This is a genomic window from Caulobacter sp. 602-2 (genome assembly GCF_011043625.1).
GTDB lineage: Bacteria > Pseudomonadota > Alphaproteobacteria > Caulobacterales > Caulobacteraceae > Caulobacter.
The window spans coordinates 1-25,621 of sequence record NZ_JAAKGT010000012.1 but is presented as its reverse complement, the minus strand read 5'-3'; the positions used below and the strand labels follow the sequence as shown (position 1 = coordinate 25,621).

24 protein-coding genes and 1 pseudogene are annotated in these 25,621 nt (G+C 69.9%); 9 read left to right on the top strand and 16 right to left on the bottom strand.

The window, feature by feature from the left end; all coding sequences use genetic code 11:
• Positions 1–10: 10 nt before the first annotated feature.
• Positions 11–2,779: a TonB-dependent receptor gene (locus G5B46_RS20035; RefSeq protein WP_165261802.1), complete on the top strand. Its 2,769-nt coding sequence runs from the start codon at positions 11–13 to the stop codon at positions 2,777–2,779.
• A gap of 83 nt (positions 2,780–2,862) precedes the next feature.
• Positions 2,863–4,380 (top strand): tryptophan halogenase family protein, encoded by a 1,518-nt coding sequence (locus G5B46_RS20030; RefSeq protein WP_165261800.1) that lies wholly within the window; start codon positions 2,863–2,865, stop codon positions 4,378–4,380.
• Positions 4,381–4,444: 64 nt separating this feature from the next.
• Here the strand turns inward: G5B46_RS20030 and G5B46_RS20025 are convergent, their stop codons facing one another.
• The 10 genes from G5B46_RS20025 to G5B46_RS19980 all read right to left on the bottom strand — a co-directional run bounded on the left by G5B46_RS20025 (position 4,445) and on the right by G5B46_RS19980 (position 14,072).
• A complete protein-coding gene (locus G5B46_RS20025) occupies positions 4,445–5,431 on the bottom strand; it encodes a type II secretion system F family protein (protein ID WP_165261798.1) in 987 nt (328 codons plus the stop codon).
• A 12-nt stretch (positions 5,432–5,443) separates the two neighbouring features.
• The gene (locus G5B46_RS20020; protein WP_165261796.1) at positions 5,444–6,421 is read right to left on the bottom strand and encodes a type II secretion system F family protein; all 978 of its coding nucleotides are present in this window, start codon (positions 6,419–6,421) and stop codon (positions 5,444–5,446) included.
• Positions 6,422–6,430: 9 nt separating this feature from the next.
• Complete coding sequence (locus tag G5B46_RS20015; RefSeq protein ID WP_165261794.1) at positions 6,431–7,927, bottom strand: CpaF family protein; 1,497 nt, start codon at positions 7,925–7,927, stop codon at positions 6,431–6,433.
• A 6-nt stretch (positions 7,928–7,933) separates the two neighbouring features.
• Positions 7,934–9,487 carry a CpaE family protein gene (locus tag G5B46_RS20010; RefSeq protein WP_165261792.1) on the bottom strand — a complete coding sequence of 518 codons (1,554 nt, stop codon included), beginning with the start codon at positions 9,485–9,487 and terminating at the stop codon, positions 7,934–7,936.
• Positions 9,484–10,179, bottom strand: a complete 696-nt coding sequence (locus G5B46_RS20005; RefSeq protein WP_165261790.1) for a CpaD family pilus assembly lipoprotein — start codon at positions 10,177–10,179, stop codon at positions 9,484–9,486. Before G5B46_RS20005 ends, G5B46_RS20010 begins: the two co-directional genes overlap by 4 nt.
• A gap of 11 nt (positions 10,180–10,190) precedes the next feature.
• Positions 10,191–11,918: a type II and III secretion system protein family protein gene (locus G5B46_RS20000; protein ID WP_165261788.1), complete on the bottom strand. Its 1,728-nt coding sequence runs from the start codon at positions 11,916–11,918 to the stop codon at positions 10,191–10,193.
• A complete protein-coding gene (gene cpaB, locus G5B46_RS19995) occupies positions 11,915–12,805 on the bottom strand; it encodes a Flp pilus assembly protein CpaB (protein ID WP_165261786.1) in 891 nt (296 codons plus the stop codon). Before cpaB ends, G5B46_RS20000 begins: the two co-directional genes overlap by 4 nt.
• Positions 12,806–13,011: 206 nt before the next feature.
• Positions 13,012–13,524, bottom strand: coding sequence for a prepilin peptidase (locus tag G5B46_RS19990; protein ID WP_165261784.1), 513 nt, complete (start codon positions 13,522–13,524; stop codon positions 13,012–13,014).
• A gap of 169 nt (positions 13,525–13,693) precedes the next feature.
• Positions 13,694–13,870, bottom strand: coding sequence for a Flp family type IVb pilin (locus G5B46_RS19985; protein WP_165261782.1), 177 nt, complete (start codon positions 13,868–13,870; stop codon positions 13,694–13,696).
• A 28-nt stretch (positions 13,871–13,898) separates the two neighbouring features.
• Positions 13,899–14,072 (bottom strand): Flp family type IVb pilin, encoded by a 174-nt coding sequence (locus G5B46_RS19980; protein ID WP_165261780.1) that lies wholly within the window; start codon positions 14,070–14,072, stop codon positions 13,899–13,901.
• A 313-nt stretch (positions 14,073–14,385) separates the two neighbouring features.
• Between G5B46_RS19980 and G5B46_RS19975 the strand changes: the two genes are divergently transcribed.
• From G5B46_RS19975 to G5B46_RS19965, 3 genes are all read left to right on the top strand, one after another.
• Positions 14,386–14,817: a pilus assembly protein N-terminal domain-containing protein gene (locus tag G5B46_RS19975; protein ID WP_165261778.1), complete on the top strand. Its 432-nt coding sequence runs from the start codon at positions 14,386–14,388 to the stop codon at positions 14,815–14,817.
• A 107-nt stretch (positions 14,818–14,924) separates the two neighbouring features.
• Positions 14,925–15,503 carry a TadE/TadG family type IV pilus assembly protein gene (locus G5B46_RS19970; protein WP_165261776.1) on the top strand — a complete coding sequence of 193 codons (579 nt, stop codon included), beginning with the start codon at positions 14,925–14,927 and terminating at the stop codon, positions 15,501–15,503.
• A complete protein-coding gene (locus G5B46_RS19965) occupies positions 15,500–16,039 on the top strand; it encodes a TadE/TadG family type IV pilus assembly protein (protein ID WP_165261774.1) in 540 nt (179 codons plus the stop codon). The genes G5B46_RS19970 and G5B46_RS19965 overlap by 4 nt, the downstream gene beginning before the upstream one ends.
• Here the strand turns inward: G5B46_RS19965 and G5B46_RS19960 are convergent.
• The 5 genes from G5B46_RS19960 to G5B46_RS19940 form a co-directional block, all read right to left on the bottom strand.
• Positions 16,036–16,803, bottom strand: a complete 768-nt coding sequence (locus G5B46_RS19960; RefSeq protein WP_165261772.1) for an aminotransferase class IV — start codon at positions 16,801–16,803, stop codon at positions 16,036–16,038. The genes G5B46_RS19965 and G5B46_RS19960 overlap by 4 nt on opposite strands.
• Entirely contained in the window at positions 16,800–18,131 is a 1,332-nt protein-coding gene (pabB, locus tag G5B46_RS19955) for an aminodeoxychorismate synthase, component I (protein ID WP_165261770.1), read from the bottom strand. Before pabB ends, G5B46_RS19960 begins: the two co-directional genes overlap by 4 nt.
• 31 nt (positions 18,132–18,162) lie before the next feature.
• A complete protein-coding gene (locus G5B46_RS19950) occupies positions 18,163–19,593 on the bottom strand; it encodes an MFS transporter (protein ID WP_165261768.1) in 1,431 nt (476 codons plus the stop codon).
• A gap of 69 nt (positions 19,594–19,662) precedes the next feature.
• On the bottom strand, positions 19,663–20,100 hold the full coding sequence (locus G5B46_RS19945) for a hypothetical protein (RefSeq protein WP_165261766.1): 438 nt from the start codon (positions 20,098–20,100) through the stop codon (positions 19,663–19,665).
• Between the two features lie 38 nt (positions 20,101–20,138).
• A complete protein-coding gene (locus G5B46_RS19940) occupies positions 20,139–20,912 on the bottom strand; it encodes a tyrosine-protein phosphatase (protein ID WP_165261764.1) in 774 nt (257 codons plus the stop codon).
• A gap of 185 nt (positions 20,913–21,097) precedes the next feature.
• Here G5B46_RS19940 and G5B46_RS19935 point away from each other — a divergent pair, with 185 nt between their 5' ends.
• The 3 genes from G5B46_RS19935 (at position 21,098) to G5B46_RS19925 (ending at position 23,683) form a co-directional block, all read left to right on the top strand.
• Positions 21,098–21,856, top strand: coding sequence for an alpha/beta fold hydrolase (locus tag G5B46_RS19935; protein WP_165261762.1), 759 nt, complete (start codon positions 21,098–21,100; stop codon positions 21,854–21,856).
• Positions 21,857–22,109: 253 nt separating this feature from the next.
• Positions 22,110–22,472, top strand: a complete 363-nt coding sequence (locus tag G5B46_RS19930) for a BlaI/MecI/CopY family transcriptional regulator (protein WP_165261760.1) — start codon at positions 22,110–22,112, stop codon at positions 22,470–22,472.
• Positions 22,469–23,683 (top strand): TonB family protein, encoded by a 1,215-nt coding sequence (locus G5B46_RS19925; protein ID WP_165261758.1) that lies wholly within the window; start codon positions 22,469–22,471, stop codon positions 23,681–23,683. Before G5B46_RS19930 ends, G5B46_RS19925 begins: the two co-directional genes overlap by 4 nt.
• A 75-nt stretch (positions 23,684–23,758) precedes the next feature.
• Here the strand turns inward: G5B46_RS19925 and G5B46_RS19920 are convergent, their stop codons facing one another.
• Positions 23,759–25,213, bottom strand: a complete 1,455-nt coding sequence (locus G5B46_RS19920) for an AMP nucleosidase (protein WP_165261756.1) — start codon at positions 25,211–25,213, stop codon at positions 23,759–23,761.
• 240 nt (positions 25,214–25,453) lie between these two features.
• Between G5B46_RS19920 and G5B46_RS19915 the strand changes: the two are divergent.
• Positions 25,454–25,621, top strand: a pseudogene (locus tag G5B46_RS19915) (dicarboxylate/amino acid:cation symporter); the annotation flags it as partial.

The window sequence follows — 25,621 nt, the reverse complement described above, 5'->3', positions numbered from 1 at the left end:
GAGGGAACACATGGACATCCGATTCAAGCCGCGCCGCGCGGCGCTGATGAGCGGGGCCGCCACCGGCCTGGCGCTGCTGCTGGCCGCCGGAGCGGCCTACGCCCAGGCCCCGGCCGCCGGCCAGACCACCGAAGACAACGCCGTCGAGGAAATCACCGTCACCGGCATCCGGGCCTCGATCGAGAACTCGATCGCCCTGAAGAAGGCCTCCAGCTCGATCGTCGAGACGGTCTCGGCCGAAGACATCGGCAAGCTGCCCGACACCTCGATCGCCGAGTCGCTGGCCCGCCTGCCGGGCCTGACCGCCCAGCGCCTGGACGGCCGCGCGCAGTCGATCTCGGTCCGGGGCCTGGGTCCCGACTTCAACACCGTGCTGCTGAACGGCCGCGAGCAGGTCTCGACCAGCGACAACCGCGGCGTCGAGTTCGACCAGTATCCGTCGGAAATCCTCAGCGGCGTGGTGGTCTACAAGACCCCGGACGCCGGCGTCGTCGGCCAGGGCCTGGCCGCCACGGTCGACCTGCGCACCATCCGCCCGCTCGACTACGGCAAGACGGTCATCTCGGCCAACGCCCGCTACGAGATGAACGGCGAGAAGAAGCTGAACCCCGACGCCAAGGACAAGGGCGGCCGCTTCAGCGCCACCTTCGTCGACCAGTTCGCCGACGACACGGTGGGCGTGGCGATCTCGGCCTCGCACATCTCCTCGCCCACCCAGAGCCGCCGCTTCAACGCCTGGGGCTACCCGACCACGGGAACGGCCAACGACCTGGTGATCGGCGGCGCCAAGCCCTACAACCAGTCCAACAACCTCAAGCGCACCGGCGTCATCGGCGTGCTCGAGTACAAGCCGAACGACAAGTTCCACACCGCGCTCGACGCCTACTATTCCGACTTCAAGGAAAAGCAGATCCTGCGCGGCATCGAGCTGCCGCTCTACTGGAGCTCGGCCACGCTGCAGCCCGGCTACACCGTCACCGACGGCTTCGTGACCGCCGGGACCTACACCGGGGTCAAGGGCGTGATGCGCAACGACCTCAACACCCGCAACGCCAAGCTGGCCTCGCTGGGCTGGAACACCGCCTACACGTTCGACAACGGCTGGACGGCGGTCGCCGACCTCTCGTGGTCGCACGCCGAGCGCAAGGACGTGATCTTCGAGTCCTATTCGGGCACCGGCCCCAGCGGCAGCGGCGCGACCGACACCTTGAGCTTCCGCACCACGCCGGGCGCGGGCACCATGTTCAGCTCGACGCTGGACTACACCAACGCCGCCCAGATCGTGCTGACCGACCCGCAAGGGTGGGGCGCGGGCGCCGCCGGCGGGGCCCTGACCCAGGCCGGCTTCTACAACACCCCGGAAATCGAGGACGAGCTGAAGGCCATCAAGCTGGCCGCCAAGCGCGACCTGTCCTGGGGCCCGATCAACAGCGTCGAGTTCGCCTACAACGGCAGCCTGCGTGAGAAGTCCAAGGAAGTGCACGAAAGCTTCCTGACCTTCGGCGGCCGCATCGCCGACGGCGCCCCGACCAGCCGCGCCATCCCGACCGCGGCGATCCTGGGCACGGTCAGCCTCGACATGATCGGCATCAAGGGCATGCTGGCCTATGATCCGATGTATCTGCTGAAGAACGGCGTCTACACGCTGATCGCCGACCAGAACCCCGCCGTGCAGACCCGCAACTGGTCGGTGCGCGAAGAGGTTCACCTGGCCTACGCCAAGTTCGGCATCGACAGCACGGTGGGCGGCGTCCCGGTGACCGGCAACGCCGGCGTCCAGGTGGTCTACACCGACCAGTTCTCGACCGGCGTGGCCGTGGATCCCAACAACGTCGCCAACCCGATGTCGACCGACGACGGCGACAAGTTCACCTACGTGCTGCCCAGCCTAAACCTGACCTTCGACCTCAGCAACGAGACCCTGCTGCGCGTCGGCCTGGCCCGCACCCTGGCCCGCGCCCGGATGGACGAACTGCGCGCCAGCCAGTCGTTCAACCAGAACCCGGCCTACCTGACCTCGACCAACCCCAACCAGTCGTACTTCAGCGCCAATGGCGGCAACCCGCGCCTGCGTCCGTACATCGCCGACGGCGTCGACCTGTCGCTGGAGAAGTACTTCGGCCGCTCGGCCTATGTCTCGGTGGCCGCCTACTACAAGAAGCTGTCGAACTACGTGAACTCGAACTCGTCGAGCTACAAGGACTTCGCGGCCTTCACCTACCTGCTGACCCCGGCCCAGCAGGCCGCGCTCGGCACCACCGTCGGCCTGGTCACCGGTCCCGACAACGGCAAGGGCGGCTTCATCCGCGGCGTCGAGTTCTCGACCTCGCTGCAGGGCGACCTGCTGTGGGAGCCCCTGCGCCACTTCGGCCTGCAGTTCAGCGCCTCGCTGACCGACAGCGAAGTGAAGCTGGAAGACAACATGGACCCGATCGACATGCCCGGCCTGTCGAAGAAGGTGGTCAACACCACGTTCTACTACGAGAACAACGGCTTCAACGCCCGGATCAGCAACCGCTACCGCGGCAAGTTCCTGGGCGAGGTGGCCGGCCTGTCGGCCTCGCGCATCTACCGTACGGTGGACGCTGAATCGGTGCTCGACGCCCAGATCGGCTACGAGTTCCGCGAAGGCCGCCTCGAGGGCCTGTCGCTGATGCTGCAAGCCAACAACATCACCGACGAGCCGTTCAAGACCTACGAGAACGGCGATAAGCGCCGGACCATCGACTACCAGAAGTACGGCACCACCTACATGTTCGGCGTCGCCTACAAGTTCTAAGGCCCCGAACACGTCTTCGAAGAGCCCCGCCGGTCCGCCGGCGGGGCTTTTTGCTTTTAGTAGGGAGACAAGGACGCAAGGCCATGGCGGAAAACCGCATCGGCAGGATCGTCATCGTCGGCGGCGGCACGGCCGGCTGGATGAGCGCGGCGATGCTGTCGCGCGCCCTGGGGCCCACGGTCGCCATCAGCCTGGTGGAGTCCGAGGCCATCGGCACGGTGGGGGTCGGCGAGGCCTCGATCCCGCAGCTGCGCAACTTCAACGCCTTCATCGGCCTCGACGAGGACGCCTTCCTTCGCGCCACCGAAGGCACGATCAAGCTGGGCATCGAGTTCGTCGACTGGCTGGCGCCCGGCCATCGCTACATGCACGCCTTCGGCCCCGTCGGCCGGCCGCTGGGCGTCACGCCCTTCCACCACTACTGGCTGGACGCCCGCCGGCGCGGAACCGCCAGCGACGACTTCTGGGCCTGGTCGGCCAACGCCCTGGCCGCCCGCGCCGAACGCTTCGGACGCGCCGCCAGCGCGGCCGGCGCCGAGCCCCTGACCTGGGCCTTTCATTTCGACGCCGCCCTCTACGCCCGCCACCTGCGCGCCCATGCCGAGGCGCGGGGCGTCCGCCGCGTCGAGGGCCGCATCGTCGGCGTCGACCAGGACGGCGAGACCGGCTTCCTGCGCGCCGTGACCCTGGAGGGCGAGCGGCGGGTCGAAGGCGAGCTCTTCATCGACTGCTCGGGCTTTCGCGGCCTCCTGATCGAGGAGGCGCTGAAGTCCGGCTACGAGGACTGGCGCAAGTGGCTGCCGATGGACAGCGCCTGGGCCGTTCCCAGCCGCGATCCCGCCCCGCCGGTTCCCTACACCCGCGCCTGCGCCCGCGACGCCGGCTGGCAGTGGCGCATCCCCCTGCAGCACCGCACCGGCAACGGCCACGTGTTCTCCAGCGCCTGGACCGACAAGGACGCCGCGGCCCGCACGCTGATGGACAACCTGGAGGGCGAGGCCTTAGCCGAGCCGCGCCTGCTGACCTTCGTCACCGGCCGCCGCAAGAAAAGCTGGAACCGCAACGTCGTGGCCCTGGGCCTGGCCTCCGGCTTCATGGAGCCGCTGGAGTCGACCAGCATCCACCTGGTGCAATCGGGCCTGGCGCGCCTCTTGGCGCTGTTTCCCGATCAGGGCTTCGACCCGCTGCTGGCCGCCGAATTCAACCGCCAGACCGAGCAGGAGTACGCCTGCATCCGTGACTTTCTCGTCCTGCACTACAAGGCCACGCAGCGCGAGGACACGCCGTTCTGGGCCAGCCGCAAGGCGATGGAGGTCCCCGAAAGCCTGGCCGAACGCATGGCGCTGTTCGCCAGCTCCGGCCGGGTGTTCAGCCGCGACGAGGACCTCTTCAAGGAAAGCAGCTGGGTGCAGGTGCTGCTGGGCCAGGGCCTGAGCCCGGCCGCGCCCCACCCGATGACCGCAGTGGTCGCCGACGCCCAGGTCGACGGCTGGCTGGATGACCTGGCGCGCATCGCCGAGCGCACGGCGGCGTCCCTACCCGGCCACGCCGCCTTCCTGGCCGGCGTGAAAGCCGAGCCCGAGCCGCGCCTGGCGGGCTGATCCCCTTCCCCTGACTGACCCTCGCCGGAACCTGCGCCGGCGAGGGTCGCCTTTTCGGGGAGGCTCAGCCGACCGGCTTCTTGGCCATGGTGTCGGAGATCTTCAGGATCGCCGGGCCGAGGATGACGATGAACAGCACCGGCAGGAAGAACACGATCATCGGCACGGTCAGCTTCGGCGGCAGGCTGGCCGCCTTCTTCTCGGCGGCCGACAGGCGCAGTTCGCGGTTTTCCTTGGCCATCACCCGCAGGGCCGCGCCCAGGGGCGTGCCGTAGCGCTCGGCCTGGATCATGGCCGTGGCCACCGACTTGATGCCCGGATGGTTGGTGCGCCGGGCCAGGCCCTCATAGGCCAGGCGCCGGTCGGGCAGGTAGGACAGTTCGGCGGTGAGCAGGGAAAGCTCCTCGGCCAGCTCCATCGAGCTGGCGCCGACCTCGTTGCTGACCTTCTGGATGGCCGCCTCGATCGACATGCCGCTCTCGACGCAGATCAGCAGCAGGTCCAGCGCGTCGGGAAAGGCCGCGACGATCGACTCGCGCCGCTTCTGGGCGGCGTTCTGGATGTAGAGGTTGGGCGCGTAGTAGCCGACGGTCAGCGCGCCGACGCAGATCGCCACCTTCTGGATCGTCTGCAGGCCCAGCCCGTTCATGCCGAACAGGTAGACCGCCGCGAACAGGGCGAAGACGAACGGCATCACGAAGCGGAAGAAGTAGAAGGTCGACACCGGCTTGGGACCGCGGAAGCCGGCCTGGGCCAGCTTGTCGACGACCTTCGGGTCCTCCAGCAGCTTCGACAGCTGCAGGCGGTCGACGATGGTCTTGTAGAGGCCCTCGTCGGTGTGGCGCAGGCTGGAGCCGGAGGCGCCCTTCTGGGCCATGGCCGCGCGCGAGCGGCGGCGCAGCTCCTCGCGACGGTTGGCCACCGACTTCAGGCGGCTTTCCAGGCCGTTGCTGTTCATCACCGGCGCGGCCAGGGTGATGATGGTGGCGAACACCACCACCGCCACGAAGGCGGTCAGCAGGTTGGAGGGATCGGTCAGCATCTGGACCATGCGCGCGCCTCCCTAGAACTTGAAGTTGATCATGCGGCGCATGATGAAGATGCCCATGCTCATCCAGATCGCCGCGGCCAGCAGCATCAGGCGGCCGCGCAGGTCGGTGAACAGGGTGCTCATGTATTCGGGGGCGATGACCGTGATCAGGATCATCACGCCGGGCGGCAGGCAGCCGATGATGAAGGCCGAGGCCACGGCTTCGGCCGACAGCGCCTTGATCTTCTCGGCCATCAGCTTGCGCGAGCGCAGCACGGTCGAGAGGTTGCCCAGGGCCTCGGCCAGGTTGCCGCCGGTCTTCTGCTGGATGTTGAGCACGATCGCGAAGAACCGCACCTCGGCGGTGGGCATGCGCTCGTAGAGCCGCTCCAGCGCCGTATCCAGGGGCATGCCCATGGCGATGTTCTCGGTCAGGGTGCGGAACTCGCCGGCCAGGGGCTCGGGGCTCTCCTTGCCGATGATCTTCAGGCAGTCGTGCACCGGCAGGCCCGACTTGATGCCGCGCACGATGATGTCGATGGCGTCGGCGAAGGCGTCGATGAACTTCTTGGTGCGCTGCTTGCCCATGAAGCCGATCACCCAGCGCGGCAGGCCAAAGCCCGCGGCGAAGCCGGCGCCCAGGGCGACCAGGGGCATCTGGCGCAGCATCAGCAGAAACAGGGTGACGAACAGCCCCAGCCCGCCGCTGATGATCCAGAACATCTTGGCGTTTTCGCCGAGACCTGCGGCCCGCAGGCGGGCGGCGATCGTCAGCGTCGCCTTCTTCTGCTTGCGGTCCTGCTCCTTGAGCGTCTTGAGGATCTGCTTGCGGCGGGCGTCGGGGGTGTTGGCCGCGACCTTGGCCCGCGCCGCGGCCTGGCGCTCGCCGCCGCCGACGATCACCTGGGCGCGCTTGGCCGCCTTGGCGCCCGCGCTTTCGCCCCCGCCGGTCAGCACGAAGCCGAGCCCGGCGATGGTGATGAAGCCGAGGACCGCGATCAGGATGAACATCGCCGCGCCCTACTCCGCCGCGTCCAGCGCTTCGGCCAGCTCGCGCTCGAGGCCGTAGTAGCGGGCGCGGTCCCAGAAGCGCGGCCGGGCGATGCCGGTCGAGCGGTGCTTGCCCAGCACCTTGCCGTTCTCGTCCTCGCCGGTGATCTCGTAGACGAACAGGTCCTGGGTGACGATGACGTCGCCTTCCAGGCCGACGACCTCGGTGACGTGGGTGATGCGACGGCTGCCGTCGCGCAGGCGGGCGGCCTGGATGATCACGTCGACCGAGCCGACGATCATCTCCTTGATGGTCTTCGAGGGCAGGCCGTAGCCGCCCATGGTGATCATGCTCTCGACGCGGCTGATGGCCTCGCGCGGGCTGTTGGCGTGCAGCGTGCCCATCGAGCCGTCGTGGCCGGTGTTCATGGCCTGCAGCAGGTCGAACGCCTCGGGGCCGCGGACTTCGCCGACGATGATCCGCTCGGGACGCATCCGCAGGCAGTTCTTGACCAGATCGCGCATCGTCACCGCGCCCTGGCCTTCCAGGTTGGGCGGACGGGTTTCCAGACGCACCACGTGCGGCTGCTGCAGCTGCAGTTCGGCCGCGTCCTCGCAGGTCACGACCCGCTCGGTGGGGTCGATGAAGGCGGTCATGGTGTTGAGCAAGGTGGTCTTGCCCGAGCCGGTGCCGCCCGAGATGATGACGTTGCAGCGGCAGGCGCCGATGACGCCGAGGACGCGCGCGCCCTCGGGGCTGATGGAGAGAAACTCCACCAGGTTCTTCATCGTCAGCTTGTCCTTCTTGAACTTCCGGATGGTCAGGGTGGGACCATCCAGCGCCAAGGGGGGCGCGATGACGTTGACGCGGCTGCCGTCGGGAAGGCGGGCGTCGCAGATCGGCGAGCTTTCGTCGACCCGGCGGCCGACCTGGCTGACGATCCGCTGGCAGATGTTCATCAGCTGCAGGTTGTCGCGGAAGCGGACGTTGGTCAGCTGCACCTTGCCGGCGACTTCGATGAACACCCGGTGGGCGCCGTTGACCATGATGTCGGCGATGTCGTCGCGGGCCAGCAGCGGCTCCAGCGGGCCGTAGCCGAGGACGTCGTTGATGATGTCCTGGACCAGGTGCTCCTGCTCGGACACCGACATAGAGACGTTCTTGATCGCCACCAGCTCGGCGACGATGTCGCGGATCTCCTCGGCCGCCGCCTTCTGGTCCAGCTGGGCCAGTTGCGACAGGTCGATGGTGTTGAGCAGGGCGTTGAAGATCGTCGTCTTGGTGGCGTGGTAGTAGTCGCTCTGCTCACGGACGATCGTGGTGGTCTGCTGCTGCCCCTGGGCGGCGCGCAACTGCTCCAGACCCTGGGTGGCCTTGGGCGCGGCGGACGGCTTGGCGGGCGCGGCGGCCGGCGCCGCGGCGGGATCGACGCGCTGCGGGCGCGTGGCGATGGCCGTCCCGCCGGTGGGGGCGGGAGGCGGCGCCTGGCGCTCGGTGACGGTGGCCTGATCGCGCTTGCCGAACATTCGCCCCTACTTCTTCTTGAACAGACCCGACAGGATCGAGGCCGACTTGGCGGCCGCCGGCGCCTCGCGACGGCTGATCAGCCGCGCCAGGTGATCGACGCCCTCGGCCGCCTTCGACTTGGGGGCCACCTCGGCGACCATCTGGCCGTTATTGGCGGCCTGGCCGAACAGCTTGGGATCGAACGGCAGCACCAGCGACGGCGTCACGCCCAGCGCCTCGCCGAAGTCCTTGACCGGGATCTCCGGACGCCCCGGCACGCCGACCTGGTTCAGCACCAGCCGCGGCGGGATGTCGTTGGGACGCGCCTGGCGCACCAGGTCGACGATGTTCTTGGCGTTGCGCAGGCTGGCCAGGTCCGGCGTGGCGACGATGACCAGGTCGTCGCTGCCGACCAGCACCTTGCGGGTCCAGGGCGCCCAGCTGTGCGGCAGGTCCAGCACCACGAACGGGGCGGCGCCGCGCATCTTCTGCGTCACTTCCTCGTAGGCGTCGGCGCCGATGTCGTAGTCCTGCTCCAGCGTGGCCGGGGCGGCCAGCAGCGACAGGCGGTCGCCGCAGCGGACCATCATCCGGTCCATCAGCACCGGGTCCAGGCGCTCGGGCTGGCTGAGCGCGTCGAGCACGCCTTGCAGCGGATCCTGGTTGAAGTCGAGGCCGGCGGTGCCGAACGGCAGGTCCAGGTCGACGATGACCGTGGCCGCCTCCATCCGCTCGGCCATCGACCAGGCGAAGTTGTGGGCCAGGGTCGAGGAACCAACGCCCCCCTTGGCCCCGACGAAGGCCACCTGGCGGCCGACGAACGGCGCCGACGGGTCTGAATAGAGCGCGGTGACCGCGCGGATCACCTGCAGCGGGCTCTTGGGCTGGGTCAGGTACTCGCTGACCCCGCGACGCATCAGCTCGCGATAGAGGGCGATGTCGTTGGTCTGGCCGATGACCACGACCTTGGTGCCGGGGTCGCAGACTTGGGCCAGGCCATCCAGCAGCGCCAGCATGCGCTGGGCCGAGTCCATGGTCTCGACCAGCACCAGCGAGGGGGTCGGCTGGTTCTGGTAGAAGTCGACCGCCGCCTCCAGGCCGCCCGAACGCGTGACGACCGAGGCGCGGTTCATCCGGCGATCGGCGGCCGCGGCCTCGATCACCGCCAGGGTCTCGGCGCGGACGCCGAAGGCGTGGATGGCGATGCGCGGCACGCTGGCCTCGCCGACGCCGGCCTCGACGCCGGCCTCGACGCCGGGCAGGATCTCGTCATGCGCCGAGACGCCCCAGTCCATCGCGGCCGGCTCGGGCGCGGCCACGGGCGCCGGGCGCGGCGCCTCCTGGACCGGCGGGGCCAGGTCGGCGAACGGGTTGGACGCCAGGCTGGCGAGGCCCGGGGCGGGCTCGGGCCGGCTCTCCGGCCGAGGCCGGGCGGGCGGGAAGTCGGCGAACGGGTCGCTGGCCGCCGCCGCCGGGGCGGGCGCCGTGCGCCACGGATCGCCGCCGACCGGCGCGAACTCGTCGTCGGCCTCGAAACCCAGGTCGAAGGGATCGGGATCGGTGGTCCGGAAGGTCGTCATTTCACCACCCGAGAAACGGCGCCGTCGGACTGGGTGTCCTTCTGCGACGCGGTCGGCTCGCCGGCGCGATACTTGCCCATGACCACGCCGCGGCGCATGGCGTCGGCCGCGTCCTCGCGGCGCGGGCCCTGAAGGTCGGCGGGATTGGCCACCTGCGAGGCGATGTTGGCGGTCACGGCGCAGCCGAAGTTGGCGTAGGCCTGGTTGCTCTGCGTGGCTGTCAGGTTGTCCCAGGAGCCGCAGCGCGGGACCTCGACCTCATGGCGCAGGTAGCCCACGCGCAGCGGCGGCGCCTTGTCGCCGTCGGACGGGTAGGAGTCGATGCGGACGGCGAAGCGCGGCGCGCCGGCGTCGATGAGGTAGGCGCGGGCGGCGGCGGCCATGCGGCCGGCGGCCGGGGCCTCGGGTCCGCCCACCGGCGCCAGCACGACCAGCTCCTTGGCCTCGGCCTCGGTGAACCGGGCCAGCAACGAGTCCAGCGCCCGCACCTGGGTCGGCGACAGGCCCTCGGGGTGCACGGCCAGCAGCACCTCGTCGGGCGCGGCGCTGACCTTGACCTTGTCGGTCCATTGCTCGGTCGGGGTGATCGCCACCGCGGCCGGCGGCGGCGCGCGTTCGGTCGACGCGCAGGCGGCCAGGGCCGCAAGGCCGGCGCCGGCGAGGATGGCGCGGAAGGTTTTGGCTCGCGTCATGGTCCGCGTCCTTATTCGATCACGTAGCCGACCGGACCTTGGTAGGTCCGCTCGACGTTGGCGCCCGCGGGGGCCTTGACCACCTTGTTCAGGCGGCCCAGCAGCACGGTGCTCATGTCGCCGGCGATCTGCAGGCCGTCGGCCGGCGTCTGCTGATCCTGCGGCCGGGTGGGGTCGACGATGTAGGGGGTGATGATCACCACCAGCTCGGTCTCGCCATTCAGGTAATCGCGCGAGCGGAACAGCGAGCCCAGGATCGGCAGCGAGGTCATGCCCGGCAGGGAGTCGATGTTCTCCTTGGTCTGCTGGTGCAGCAGGCCCGCGATCATCAGGGCGCCGCCCGAAGGCAGCTCCACGGTGGTCTCGGCGCGGCGCACCGACAGGCCAGGCACCACCAGGGTCGAGCTGGTGCCGGTGGAGACGGTGAAGGCCCCCAGGCTCGACAGCTCCGAGACCTCGGTCGACAGCTTCAGCGAGATGCGGCCGCCCGACATCACCACCGGGGTGTAGCCCAGGCCCACGCCGTAGGGCTTGAATTCGATGGTCACGCGGCCGTTCTCGTCGCTGCCCGTGGGCACCGGGAACTCGCCGCCGGCCAGGAACTTGCCGGCCTCGCCGGAGACGACCGTCAGGTTCGGCTCGGCCAGGGTGCGGATCAAGCCCACCCGCTCGAACGCCTGCAGACAGGCGTTGAGGTTGTTGCCGGTGGCCATGCTGTAGGCGGTGCTGGCGGCGCTGGAGACCAGGCCGGTCAGCGAGTTGCTGCTGCCCGAGGTTCCGCTGTTGCCCGACGAGGTGGTCGTGGTGGTGACCGCGCCGGTCACCGGATCGGTGACGCTGACGCTGGTCGAGGTGGTGGCGGTCGTCGACCCGGTCGAGCCGCTCGTCACGCTGCCGTTGTTCGTCAGCGAGGCGTTGTTGGTGTAGTTCGTCGTGCGGACGTTGTTGCGGCCGTAGCAGAGGTCGGCGCCGCCGACCATGCCGCCGTTGACCGCGAAGGTGTTCTCGCGGCCCAGGCCATAGGTCTTGAAGCCGTCGTTGAGCAGGTTGCTGGTCGACACGCCCAGCTGCTTGATGATGTTGCGCTGGACCTCGACGACCCGCACCTTGAGCATCACCTGGTCCTTGCCGGCGATGCTGAGCATGTTGACCACCTGCTCGGGCTTGGAGACGAACTGCTGGGCGACCAGCACGGCCTTGCTGGAGTCAGAGGCGTTGGCCACCGTACCGGTCAGGATCACGCTGTCGCGCACCGGCTGCACCTCGATGCGGGCGTCGGGCAGCACCTTGCGCAGGGTGTCCTGCAGCAGGCCGGAATCCTCGTCGACCCGGATGGCCAGCGACAGCAGGCGGCGGCCGGCGGCGTCGAAGAACACCGCGTCGGTCGAGCCCTTGCCCACGCCCAGCACGTAGATGCGGCGCGGATTGCGCAGCACCGCGTCGGCCACCTGCGGGTTGGTGACCAGCATGTCGCGCACGTCGACCGGCAGCTCGATGATCGCCGACTTGCCGCGCGGCAGGTTCAGGACCCGAGCGTCGGGGCCGGCTGTCAGGTCGACGCGCAGCACCTGGTCGGCGACCGGTTGCGGCGCATAGGTGACGACCGGGGCCGGCGCGCGCGGCGCGGCGCGGGCCGGACGGTAGACCCGGTTGCCGGCATAGCCGTCGGCATGAGCCGCGGCCGCCGGGGCCAGGGCCGCCAGGACGGCGAGGGAGACGAGGGCGGATCGGCGGATCATTGGCGCACCGCGATGCTGGAGGTCTGTCCGCCGCGATTGATGCGGATGACCGTGGAGTCCTGGGTGGGGGCGGCGACGCCGGAGGGGCCGCCCAGGTCGGTATAAGCGCGCAGCGCCAGGGTGACGGGGCCCGACGCCTTGGCGCGGGTCAGGGCCTCGGCCTCGGCCGGTCGCACCTCGAGGGTGGCCGTCGCGGCGACGATGGTCTTGGCGTCCTTCTCGGCGGCGGTGGCCTGGTCGAGGGCGAGGACGCGGATGTTCTGCAGCACGGTCTCGGCGACCACCTGCTTGCCGCCGCCGTTGGTGTCGGCGTTGGGCGCGTCGCGGCTCATCAGCACGTCGACGCGGTCGCCGGGCAGGATGAAGCCGCCGGCCGCGGTCTCGGAGGTGACGGGAACGGCCATGGCGCGGGCGCCGGGCGACAGCACGACGGAGAGGTAGCCGCCCTCGCCGCCGCGAACGATCTTGCGGGCCACGATGGGCTCGCCGGCCAGCAGCGGGTCGCGAACGATCGCGCCCTCGACGCTGGCTTCGGGCGGTCCGCCGCCCAGCACGCCGGCGGCCTCGCCGACGGTCTTGACCGCCTTGGCCGCGCCATTGGCCGGTTCGACCGGGGCCGCGCCGTTGGTGAGATAGACGGGGCTGACGGCGTCGGCCGGCCAGGCCTTCCACTCCACGTCGTCCTTGGTCAGGCGCGTGCCGATCGCCAGGTCGCGCTTGGCGACCAGAACGAGGGTCATCGGCTTGGCGTCAAGGGTGGGCGCAGGCGCCGAAGCCACCGCTTCCGACTTGGCGGGTTTGCCGCCCAGGGCTTTCTGCATCAGCACGGCCAGGCCGATCGCCGAAACGGCGGCGACCAGCACGATGATGATTCTGACAGGGTTCATGCGCGGCGGAGCTCTGGCGTCGGCAGGACGGGTTCGGCGCGCCTGGAGAGCTTCACTCCGCCGGACGCAGGGATCGAACAGCCGTTCTGGCCGCATCGCAAACTGCGGCGCCCATGGTTAACAGCCACTAAAGGAAGTAGGCCGCCACGGCGTTTCGAGCCGCGACAGCCTGACGCGGACTCCCGAAAGCCGGGAGCGGTCCGCAGCTAGTTGAGCAAAGCTTGGCCGATGACGCTTTGCGGCAGGGCGGCCAGGGCCCCGGCGGCGATCGCCACGCCGTAGGGAACGTCGCCCTTCTTGTCGCCCAGACGGCGCACCCAGGCCGGACCGCCGGCGATCACCGGCGCCAGCCAGCCCGAGCGCAGGCTCATCAGGCCCACGGTCAGCGCGCCGCCGGCCAGGGCCGTGGTCAGCAGGAACGGCGCGATGCCGGGCACGCCCATCCACAGCGCGCAGGCGGCCAGGAACTTGGCGTCGCCGCCGCCGACCCAGCGCAGGGCGAACATGATCATGCCGACCACCAGCAGGCCGAAACCCACGGCCAGCGACAGGCCCGCCGAAGCCCAGCCGATCCCGCCCATCGCCGCGCCCAGCGGAAAGGCCGCGATCAGCGCCAGCGAGATCCAGTTGGGAATGGTGTAGCTGGTGACGTCCTTCAGGCCCGCGACGACGGCGAGGCCGGCGAAGACGATCAGCGGAAGGATCTGCAGGGTCTGCATGGCAGGGCCTCTAACCTCGACTTGCGCCAATCTATCCCGGCGCCGATGAAGCAATCGTTGCCGGGCTTGGCCGCAGTGTTCTCTGTATTCGAGACCAGAAAAGAAGAAGGGCCGCGACGTCGGAACGTCGCGGCCCTTCAAGACCTTTGGGCTTCCCGCCTCTTCGCCGCTAGTTGCCTGCGGCGTCGAGGTGGCCCCGCACCCGGTCGAAAGCGCCGAGCAGGGGTTCGCGAAGCACGGGGACGGCGGCGACCACGATCAGGCTCATCAGAGCCGCGATCAGGCCGTACTCGATGGCCGTTGCGCCTCGTTCGTCATTCAGAAAACGATCGATAAAGGCGACCATCGGCCGTCTCCCTTGAGCGGTCCAAGCCTTACTGGGCGGCGTCCAGCTGACCAGCGGTACGCTCGAAGGCGCCTTCGATGGCCGGACGCAGGACGCCGAAAGCGGCGACGATGACGACGGCGATCAGGGCGATGATGAGGCCGTATTCGATGGCCGTGGCGCCCGACTCGTCCTTCAGGAAGCGCGTGACAAACTTCGACATGACTTGATCTCCTGCTGAGAAAACTTGGCTGGGCCTGCAAGCCATGGCGACTTGTTCACCCCCGAAAACACGATCAATTTCGCCCACCTCGATTAATCGGCAGTAAACACCGAGACATTCTGCCGATTTTTCTTTTGGTTTACTCAAGTTTACCATTATCAACTCTTAACCACGTCACCATTCGAGCGCGGAAACCCGTTGATTCTCAAGGAATTCGCAGATGCGCAGCTTGTCGCACCCTGGCCGATCTTAGGTTTTTATTGACCATTCTTCGTCAGGGTGAAGTCATAGATTTCGCTCCGACAGGACCGCCATGCGCCGCCTCTCGCTCGCCATCGCCGCCGTTTTCAGCCTCTTCGGCGCCGCCGTGGCGGCCCAGGCGGCCGCGCCGACCGCCTCCGCGCCCACCCGCACCATGACCGTGGCCGCCGGCCAGGCGACGACGGTGCCCCTCGGCGGGCCCGCCCGCGAGATCGTGGTCGGCGACCCGCAGATCGCCGACGTCAGCGTCATCAACGACCGCACTCTGGTGATCCTGGGCAAGCGCGTGGGCGTGACCACCCTGTTCGCCTTCGACGCCCAGGGCCGCCCGCTGGCCGGCGGCCAGGTGCTGGTGACCGACGTCACCGCCGACGCCGTGACCGTCCAGCGCGGCGTGAACGCTTCCGCCTACGCCTGCGACGGCCGCTGCACCGCCCTGACCGCCGCCGAACCGGCGCCGGCCCCGGCGCCCGGCCAGCCCTGACCCCTTATCAGACGACTCCACGCACGCATGAGCGCGCGTGGAGCGGCTTAGGACGCGGTTAGGGAGCGGCCGCTATGGTCGGCCTCGTCGCAAACTCGGACCGCTCCATGGGGAAGCCTCCCGCCACGCTCAACGCCCGCCTGAGGCAGGCCGTCCGCCGCCGGCTGCACCGGTTCGCGCGCGCGCAGGACGGCGCGACCGCCGTCGAGTTCGCCCTGCTGCTGGCGCCGTTCCTGCTGCTGTTCTTCGGCCTGATCGAACTGGCGCTGGTGTTCTTCGTCTCGATGATGCTGGAGAACGCAGTCATCGACGCCGGCCGCGAGATCCGCACGGGCCAAGTCCAGACCTCTAGCGACAACTCGGCCACCGCCTTCAAGACCAAGGTCTGCCAGCGCATGAGCTGGCTGCAGGACAACTGCAGCACCCGCCTGCGCGTCGACGTGCGCACGGTGTCGACCTTCACCTCGACCAGCAGCCTGACGACGCCCAACACCATGTGCTGGGATCCCGGCGGCGCCAGCTCGCTCGTCGTCGTGCGCGCCTATTACGACTGGCCGGTGATCACGCCGCTGCTGGCCTCGGTCATCGAGACCTCGAAGGGCAAGAAGACGCTCGGCTTCACCACCGCCTTCGCCAACGAGCCGTTCAACAACGAAGCCGTCGTCGCCGTGAGCTGCCCCACATGACCCCGCGCCGTCCCCGCTTCACCCGCGACGTCCGTGGCGCGGTCGCCGTCGAGTTCGCCCTGCTGGCCCCGCTGCTGCTGCTGTTCTACTTCGGCATGGCCGAGCTGACCCAGGCGATGATGGCCCAGCGACGCCTGTTCCACGCCACCTCGCTGATCGGCGACATGGCCGCCCAGAACGGCCAGATCAACCAGACCCGGGTCAACGACATCTACAACATCAGCCTGGCGGTGATGAAGCCGTTCCCGGCCTCGCCCATGCGCCTGTGCCTCTACAGCGTGGTGTCAGACAGCAAGGGCAAGGACACCGTGGCCTGGGTCGCCCCCAAGAACAGCCCGACCGACTGCCCGGCCGCCGCCGCCGTGGTGACCAACGTCCCCGACAGCGTGCTGCCCGCCGGCAGCAGCGTCATCGTCAGCACCACCAGCTACAACTACACGCCCGCCACCAGCCTGAACAAAGCCTCGTTCACCTTCCGGCGGACCTACTTCCTGCGCCCGCGCCGCACCGAAACGGTGGAGTGGCTCAAGACCTAGGCCAGCGCGTCGGCCAGGGCCGCCACGCGCGGATCGACGCCGAGGGCGCGGCCGTCCAGCGACACCAGGGGCCGCACGCCCGTCAGGCTGTTGGTCAGGAAGGCCGCATCGGCGCCGGCCAGGGCCTCGATCCCGGCGTGGACCTCGCGCACCTTCAGCCCCAGGCGAGCGGCCGCGTCCATCACCCGCCCCCGCGCCAGCCCCGCCAGCACGCCGCAGTCCAGCGCCGGCGTCGCCAGCACGTCCCCGTCCAGCCAGAACAGATTGCCCGCCGAGGCGCAGGCCAGGCGGCCCTGGTTGTCCAGCATCAGGGCCTCGTCGGCGCCGGCGTTGCGCGCCTGGGCCCGGGCCAGCACGTTGTCGAGATAGGCCAGCGTCTTCAGCCGCGAGGCCGGCGAGCCCTCGTTGCGGCGCACGGACGCGAGGATGGCCGACGCCGGCGCGCCGGCCGGCGGCGCGGGCGCGGCGGCGGCGAACAGCACGCAGGCCGGCGCCTCGGGCCGATCCAGGCCGCGCCCGCCCGAACCGGCGGTCAGGGTCAGGCGCACGGCGGCGCGTCCGGCGGTCAGCCCGGCCTTGTCCGGCGCGGCGAGAACCAGGTCGCGGGCCTGTTCGCGGTCGAGGACCGGCAGGCCCAGCACCGCGCAGCCTGACGCCATGCGGTCCAGATGCGCTTCGAGGTGACGGACCTGGCCGTCGACGGCCAGCAGGGTCTCGAACAGGCCATCGCCCAGCAGCAGGCCCCGGTCGGTCAGCGCGATCATGCCCCCTCCCCCGTCAGCGCCCGGCGCAGGGCGTCGATCTTGGCTTCGGTCTCCAGCCGCTCGGACAACGGATCGCTGTCGGCGACGATGCCCGCCCCGGCCTTGGCCTCCAGCCGCCAGCCCTGGTCGTCCTGCGCCAGGGCCACGGTGCGGATCAGCACGCTGGACTCGAAGGCGCCGTCGAACCCGGCCCAGAACAGCGAGCCGCAATAGGGCCCGCGCGGCCCCTCCAGCTGGGCGATCACCTTCATCGCCTGCACCTTGGGCGCGCCGGTGATCGAGCCCGGCGGAAAGGTCGCCTGCAGCAGGTCGGAAACGCCCAGGCCCGGCTTCAGCCGGCCCTCCACCGTCGAGACCAGGTGATGGACGTTGGCGAAGGTCTCGACCTTGAAGAGCTGCGGCGTGCGCACGCTGCCCGGCGGGCTGACCCTGGCCAGGTCGTTGCGCATCAGGTCGACGATCATCAGGTTCTCGGCCCGGTCCTTGGCGCTGGCCGACAGCTCGAACGCCAGGGCGCGGTCCTCGGCGGGACTGGCGCCGCGCGGCCGGGTGCCCTTGATCGGGCGGGTCTCGATCTCGCCGCCGCGCACTTTCAGGAACCGCTCGGGCGAGTTGGACACCATCGCCCGGCCCGGCAGGCGCAGATAGGCCGAGAACGGCGCGGGGCTGGCGCCGCGCAGGCGGGCGAACAGGTCGAAGGGGTCGGCCTCGCCCGCCAGGCGGCCGCGCCAGGCCCGGGCGATGTTGGCCTGGAAGATCTCGCCGTCCAGGATCCGCTGGACCACCTGGGCCACCGCCGCCTCGTAGTCGGCCGGGGGCTCGGCTTCGAGCGCCTGGCACAGACGTCCCTCGAACGGGTCGCGGGCCGGTGCGTCCAGCCAGGCCAGGGCCTCGCGGGCGCGGCCCTGCGCCTGCGCCCTTCCCTCGCCGCGACCGACGGCGACGACCGTGCGCTGCAGGTGGTCGAAGGCCAGCAGGGCCGGATAGCGGGCGCAGACCAGGTCGGGCCAGTCGCCCCGCGCCAGGTTCAGGGCCTCGACCCGGTCGCCCAGCTCATAGGCGGCCAGGCCCACGGCGCCGCCCTGGAAGGGCGGGCCCTCCGGATCGGCCGGCAGGGCGGGTCCGACCATGTCGGCCAGGGCCGCGAACGGATCGCGCCGATCGGACGCCTCCAGGACCAGGGTCTGGTCTGGCGCACGCAGCAGATAGGACCACCGCTCGCCCGGACCGCCCGACAGCAGGGCGCAGGCGAACGGCTCGTCCCGAAAGGGAGCCGCGGCCCACAGGGGGTCGCGCCAGGGAGCGGCGATGAGGGCGACGTCGCGCATCGCGGGGTGATAGGCGCGTCCGTGGCCCGCCTCAAGCCTCGCGCCCGCCGCCGCGGACGGCGAACAGGCCAAGGGCGCCCATGGCCATCAGCGCGACGATCGGCACGAAGCCCGCCACCTGGCTGTGGAACAGCGTCGTCGCCGCCGCCACCAGGGCCGAGCCCAGCCACACCGTCGCCGTGCCCGACAGGGCGTAGAGGCCGAAGAAGGCCGCCGTGCGATCGGCCGGCGCCAGGCGCACCAACAAGGTGCGGCTCGACGCGTACTGGGCGGTGACGCAGACGGCGATGATCAGGCCCAGGCCCACATAGAAGAGCTCGGGCAAGGTGCGATAGATCGGTCCGTCCCACGCTGCGGGGCCTGCCGGGTCATAGGCGAAGACGTAGAGGATGCGGTCGGGCCGCATGCCCAAGAGGCAGATCAGCGCCGCCAGGCAGCCGGCGATCTCGATCTGCACGGCGCGCTTGGGCCCCAGCACGCGATCGAGCCTGGGCGCCAGGAAGCCGCCCAACGCGCCGACCAGGCTCAGCGACACGCCGTAGACCAGCATCTCCAGCGCGCCCCAGCCCATCACCCCGGCCGCGAACAGGCCGCCGAACACCAGAAGCGCCGTCATCCCGTCGCAATAGAGCATCCGCGCGGCGAGGAAGGTCGCCACGTCGCGATGGCCGCGAAGGTTGGCGAAGGTGTCGCGCAGCAGGGCAAGGCCCGCCTTGAAGGCCGCGCCGACGCCAAGCCCGGTGCGCGGCGCGTCCGGCGTCCACAGCAGGAACGGGATCGCCCCCAGCGCCATGATCAGCGCCGACAGCGGCCCCGACAGGCGGCTGGGCTCATGGTGACCGGTCGAAAGCCCCAGCAGCGGCGCCTGGGGGATCCCCGGCCAGTCGACCTGCCCCGGCAGCACGAAGCCCCAGAGCATCAGGATCAGCATCAGCACCGACAGGCCGTTGGAGAACACATAGCCCAGCCCCGACAGCAGCGAGGCCTGGCCGGGCTCGGCGGCGGCGCGGGGCAGCAGGGAATTGGCGGCCACGTCGCCCCAGTTGTAGGCCACGCCCAGCACGATCAGCGCCCCGGCCGTCGCCGCCAGCGGCAGTCCGCCGGCCGGCGTCGCCCACCACAGCACGATCAGCATGGGCAGCATCAGGGTCAGCAGGGTCGCGGCCAGCGGCTTGCGCGGGCCGTACTTTTCGACCGCCGCGCCGAGGATCGGGGCGGTCAGGGCGACGATCAGGCCGTAGGTGGTGGCGATCTGGGCCATCATGGCCTGGCCCCGCACCGGGTCGCCGACCAGCACGCCGGAAAAATAGGGAGCGAAGATGTAGATGGTGACCAGCACCACATAGACGTCGCGCGAGCCCTGGTGCAGCACCCAGGACCACCCGCCCCGGGTCAGCGGTTTTCGCGCCGGTTTCGACTCGACGCCCAGGCGCGCGGGCGCGCCGTCCAAGACCTCGCTCATGGTGTCCGCCCTGCTGCGGGCCGTCTGACGCAGCCCTGAAGCGGAGCCTCGCTCGCGAACGAGCGTTTGTCACGCCTTCTTGGGAAACCCCAGGAACATCCGATGCAGGAGCATCACACCCCGCTGGCGCAGGGTGGGCGGAGGCTGCGGCAGATAATGGCGATCCGCCGCCCGCCCCATCTCGGGCCCGAGCATCGGCCTCAGGGCCTGCAGTTCTTCATCACCCAGGCTTTCCAGGAACGACAACGCGATGACGGCCACCGTCTCGGCGTCGACGTGGCTGACGCCTTCCTCCGCCCAGGCCTGCTCCATCAGCGCCAGCATGGCGGCCAGCCGAACCCGATCCTCGTGCGAGCCCCGGCGCAGGGCGATCGCCTGCGCAACGACGTCGTGGGAGAAGAAGACGTAGTCCAGCCGTTCGTCGTAGTCGGCGTAGTGCTCGGCCAGCCTCGGCGCCAGTTCCGGCGCGGCCGCGATCAGCCCGTCGATAAGGGTTTCGATGCGCATCCCGGCACGAAATCCCAGATCGCGCGGGGCGCCAAGCCTCAGTCCAGGATGTGGGCCAGGATCGCCTCGCGGGTCGCCGCATCCACGCCCAGCACCGTCTCCAGATAGGCGTCGATGCTGCCGTGGGCGGCCTCGATGGCCTCGATCGAGGCCAGGATGTACTCGGCCTCCACCGCCAGGGCCGCGCGGATCGCCGCCTCGGGCGGGACCGAGCCGGTGTAGCCGGCCAGGTAGCGGCCGATCCGCTCGCCTATGCGGGCGTAGCGTTCGGGATCGTTGGTAGCCAGATAGTCCTCGACCAGGTCATCGCGCGACACGCCGGCCAGGTGGTGGGTCAGCGCGGCCAGCAGCCCCGTGCGGTCCTTGCCGGCCGCGCAGTGGATCAGCACCGGCCCCTTGGCTTCGGCCAGCGCCGCGAAGTAGCGCCTGAAGAGGTCGACGTGGCGCGGGGTGAACGGCTTCCTGCGATAGGACTCGACCATGTAGCCGCGCAGCGGGCCTTCCGAATGGTCCCAGCCGCGCAGGAAGGTCTGCCAGGGATCGTCGCCCTCGCCGCCCAGGTCGTTGTCGATCACCTGGGCCGAGAAACCGCTCCAGCGCCGCGACGGCTCGCGCTGGCGCTCGGGCGCGCGGCGCAGATCCACGATGGTGACGATGCCCAGGCCCGCCATCGCGGCCAGATCCTCGTCGGTGGCGTCGGCCTGGTGGGCGGCGCGGAACAGCAGCCCTTTCTTCAACCGCCCCGCCCCGGCGGCGTAGTCGCCATAGTCGCGGAAGTTCTCGACGCCTTGCAGGGGGATGTGACGGGTCATGGCGTGCATGTAGTCGCACCGTGTGACGAAATCGAGAGTCTACGGCGTGGCAGCCGAAAGTATGAGCGGCTTCGGCGGACGCCACGCCGCAAGTATTTGATTCAGAGCCTTTTTCACGCCTCACATGATCTCATGTGAGGCTAAAGGCTCTGGACGGATCGTGCGTCCGCGCAGATTGTGCCGCCATGCTTGCGGTCCAGCGATTCCAGAGTTTCGACGGCGTCTCCATCGCCTACCGCACCCTGGGCGAGGGCTGGCCGACCCTGCTGCTGCACGGCTTCCTGGCCAGCGCCGAGAGCAACTGGTTCCTGCCCGGCATCGTCCAGGCCCTGGTCGGCGCCGGTCGCAAGGTGATCGCCCCCGACCTGCGCGGCCACGGCCGCTCGGACGCGCCGACCGATCCGGCCGCCTGGCCCGCCGACGTGCTGGCCATGGACCAGCAGGCCCTGATCGCCCACCTGCACCTGACCGACTACGACCTGGTCGGCTATTCGCTGGGTGCGCGCACGGCGGTGCGGATGATGGTGCGCGGCGCCCGCCCCGAACGGCTCGTCCTGGCGGGCATGGGCGCCTCGGGCCTGATGGGCGCGGGCGAACGGGCGGCCATGTTCGAGGACGCCATCCGCAACGGCGACCAGGCCAAGGATCCCCGCGCCGGCCGCCGGGTGCGGGCGATGATGGCGGCGAGCGACCTCAAGCCCGAGGCGATGCTGGGCGTGCTCAACGCCTTCGTCCCGACCTCGGCGGAAGACATCGCCCGCATCGAGGTTCCGACCCTGGTCATCGCCGGCCAGCGCGACGACGACAACGGCTCGGCCGAGGCCCTGGCCGGCATGCTGCCCAACGGCCGCGCCCAGCGCGTGCCCGGCGACCACATGAGCGCGGTGATGGAGCCGAGCCTGGCGGCGGGGATCGTCGGCTTCCTAGATCGCGTGTCGCGCTAGGCAGGGCGCCGGCGCGGCGCCGAACGCTTCCCGCCACGCGAGCGCCCTTGGCGTAACCCCGTTATGCGCGCATCAATTCGGCGTGCACGATCTGCGGTTCCTCGTCTGCGTCGCGCTGCCGGTCCTGATGCTGGCCCTGTCCACCGCGAGCGCACTCTAGCCCCCTCGAAAAACGCCGGTTGACCACATCGATGACATCTGTCAACGATTACGACGTTGACAGATGTCATCGACCACAAGGAGGGGCGAGGCCATGAAGATCAGCACGGCTGAGAGCGTCATCATGGAGGCGTTATGGCGGAAGAACCCGCTGACCTCCGAAGCGATCATCGCCGAGGTCGGCGAGCCGAACGGCTGGACCGAAGGCACGGTCAAGCAGCTGCTCAGCCGCCTGGTGAAGAAGAAGGCCGTGGGCGCCACGCCCGAGGGCCGCCGCTACCAGTACGCGCCGCTGGTCGCGCGCGGGGCCTATGTCGAGGCCGAGAGCCAGGGCCTGCTCGACCGGCTGTTCGAGGGCCGCCTGGCGCCGCTGGTCACCCAGTTCTCCGACGCCGGCAAGCTGACCGACGAGGACATCGCCGAACTGAAGGCGCTGGTCGAAAGGATCGCCAAATGAGCGGCGCGATCCTGGAGGCGCTTCTGCGCGCCAACCTCGCTCTGGCCGTGGCGATCGTCGCGATCATGCTGCTGCGCAAGCCCGTCCGCCGCCGTTTCGGACCGCTGGCGGCCTACGCCCTGTGGCTGGCCGCGCCGCTGTGCGCCCTGGTCAGCCTGATCCCGATCCCCGCGCCGACCACGGTGATGGCGCCGGCGTTGGCGTTCGCCGCGACCGCCGGCAAGGCCGTCGCGCCGATGGCCGCCAAGGCCCCCGCCCTGACCACAATCGCCCTGGTCGCCTGGGAGATCGGCGTGGTCTTGACGCTGGGCCTGTTTGCCGTGCGCCAGGCCCGCTTCGTGCGCGCCGTCGGCCGACTGACGCCGCTCGATGAAAGCCCCTCGGTGCTGCGCGGCCAGCATGTCGACGCGGGCCCGCTGGTGCTGGGCTGGCTGCGGCCGCGCATCGTCGTGCCGGCCGACTTCGCCGACCGTTTCGAAGGCGAGGCCCGCGCCCTGGTCCTGGCTCACGAGGACGTCCACCTGCGGCGCGGCGACGCCACGATCAACGGCCTGGCCGTGGCCCTGCAATGCCTGTGCTGGTTCAACCCGCTGGTCCACATGGCCGCCCGCGCCCTGCGGGTCGACCAGGAGATCGCCTGCGACGCGGCGGTGATCGAGCGCCATCCGCACGCCCGCCGCCTCTATGCCGAAACGCTGCTCAGCACCGTGCTGACGGCCGACACCGCCCCGCTCGGCTGCCATTGGCCGGCGGCGGGGCCCCATCCCCTGAAGGAGAGACTGACCATGCTGAACGCCGCCTCCGTCACCCCTCTGCGCCGCAAGGCGGGCCTGGCCCTCGTCGCCCTGCTGGCCTCCACGGCCGCCGGCGCGGTCTGGGCCGCCAATCCCGCCGCCCCCGCCCTGGAACCGGCCGTGATCACCCGCCCCGACTGGGCACAGAAGCCTGACGCCAACGACCTGGCCCGCTTCTATCCGGCCGACGCCGTGACGGCCAAGGCCGGCGGCCGGGCGACCATCACCTGCACCGTCGCCATCGCCGGCAATCTCGAGAACTGCCGGGTCCTGGGGCAGAGCGACAGCCCCTACGCCTTCGGCGAGGCGGCGATGCAGCTCAGCCAGATCTTCCGCATGCAGCCCAAGACCCTGGACGGCCAGCCCACCGCCGGCGGCCAGGTGACGATCCCGATCCTCTTCTCCGTCCCGCAGTAGGTTCGGGCGACAACCAGCAAAAAGGGGCGGTGGATGACCACCGCCCCTTCGTCGTTTTCAGACGGACGCCGATCCTTACCGGAAAGGCGGCTCGTCGAAGGCGCGCAGCTTGCGCGAGTGCAGGTTGGGACCTTCCTCGTGCAGCAGCTTGCAGGTCAGGATGCCGATCTGCAGGTGCTGGCTGATCGCCCGCTCGTAGAAGGCGTTGGCCTGGCCCGGCAGCTTGATCTCGCCGTGCAGCGGCTTGTCCGACACGCACAGCAGCGTCCCGTACGGCACCCGGAAGCGATAGCCCTGGGCGGCGATGGTGGCGCTTTCCATGTCGATGGCGACCGCGCGGCTCTGGTTGAAGCGCAGGGCCGACAGGCTGTGGCGCAGTTCCCAGTTGCGGTCGTCGGTGGTGACCACGGTGCCGGTGCGCAGGCGCTTCTTCAGCTCCTGGCCGGTGTCGCCGCTGATCGCCTTGGCCGCGTCGTAGAGGGCGCGCTGCACCTCGGCGATCGACGGCACCGGGATCTCCGGCGGCAGCACCACGTCCAGCACGTGGTCGTCGCGCAGATAGGCGTGGGCCAGCACGTAGTCGCCGATGGTCTGGGTGTCGCGCAGGCCGCCGCAGTGGCCGATCATCAGCCAGGCCTGCGGGCGCAGCACCGCCAGGTGGTCGCAGATGGTCTTGGCGTTGGACGGGCCGACGCCGATGTTGACCAGGCTGACGCCCTGACCGTTCGGGGCGATCAGGTGGTAGGCCGGCATCTGGTGCTTGCGCCAGGCGCCGTCGGCGATCGCCTGCTCGGCGTTCGGCGTCTCGGCCGTGACCACCACGCCGCCTGAGCACGACAGCGCCGTGTACGGACTATCGGGCTTCTTCAGCTGCTCCACGCCCCAGCGGACGAACTCGTCCACGTAGCGGTGGTAGTTGGTGAACAGGATAAACGGCTGCACGTGCTCGGCCGGAGCGCCGGTGTAGTGGCGCAGGCGGGCCAGCGAGAAGTCGGTGCGCAGGCCGTCGAACAGGGCCAGCGGCCGGGTGTCTTCCAGCACCGGGCTCCAGACGCCGTCGGCGATCTCGTCGCCGATGAAGGCCAGGTCCGTGGTCGGGAAGAAGCGGGCGATGTCCTCGCTGCGCACATCGGCCTGGTTCAGGTCGATGCTGGCGTCCAGCACGTAGGGATAGGGGATCTCCTGCTCGGAGCGGGCGACTTCGATCTCGACGTCGAAGTCGTCCATCAGCAGGGAAAGCTGCTCGACCAGATAGTCCTTGAACTGGGCCGGCTTGGTGACCGTGGTCGAGTAGACGCCGGGACGGCTGACCCGGGCGAACGAGCGCGCCAGCTTGGGCGGCAGGGCCTCGGGGTCGTAGGTGAGGCGCAGCTCGGGATAGGTGAACGAGCCGTCGAACCGCATCTGCGGGTCGGGGCGGGTTCCATTTTCGAGATAGGCCCGAAGGGCGGTGCGCAGCGCCTCGACGGCGCGTTCGTATTCGGAGTTGAGCCGTTCGACGACGGCGATCGCTTTTTCTTGGTTAGACATGGCGTCCTATATCAGCCTTGCCGCAGCCTGACCAGAGCGGGGCGCGGCCCGGCCCTGGGGCGAGCATAGCGCCCCCAGCCTGCGCCTTTGTGACGCCCCGGGCATGGACGAAGCCGCCACGCTCGGCCAAAAGGGGCGCCACATGCCCCCTCTCGGGGCGTCCATGAAACGAATGCGCCTGCTGGGAGGGCGCTTCAGCAGGCCCGGTCGCCACGCGGCCGAGGGGGAACGGAAGACCCTATGAACAAACGCTTCGCCTATCTGATCGTCGGCGCGATGGTGCTGGGGGTGCTCGTCGGCTGGGGTTGCAACCAGTTCCTGGACGCCGAAGGGGCCAAGTCGGCCGCCTCGGGCCTGTCGCTGATCACCGACATCTTCCTGCGGCTGATCAAGATGATCATCGCGCCC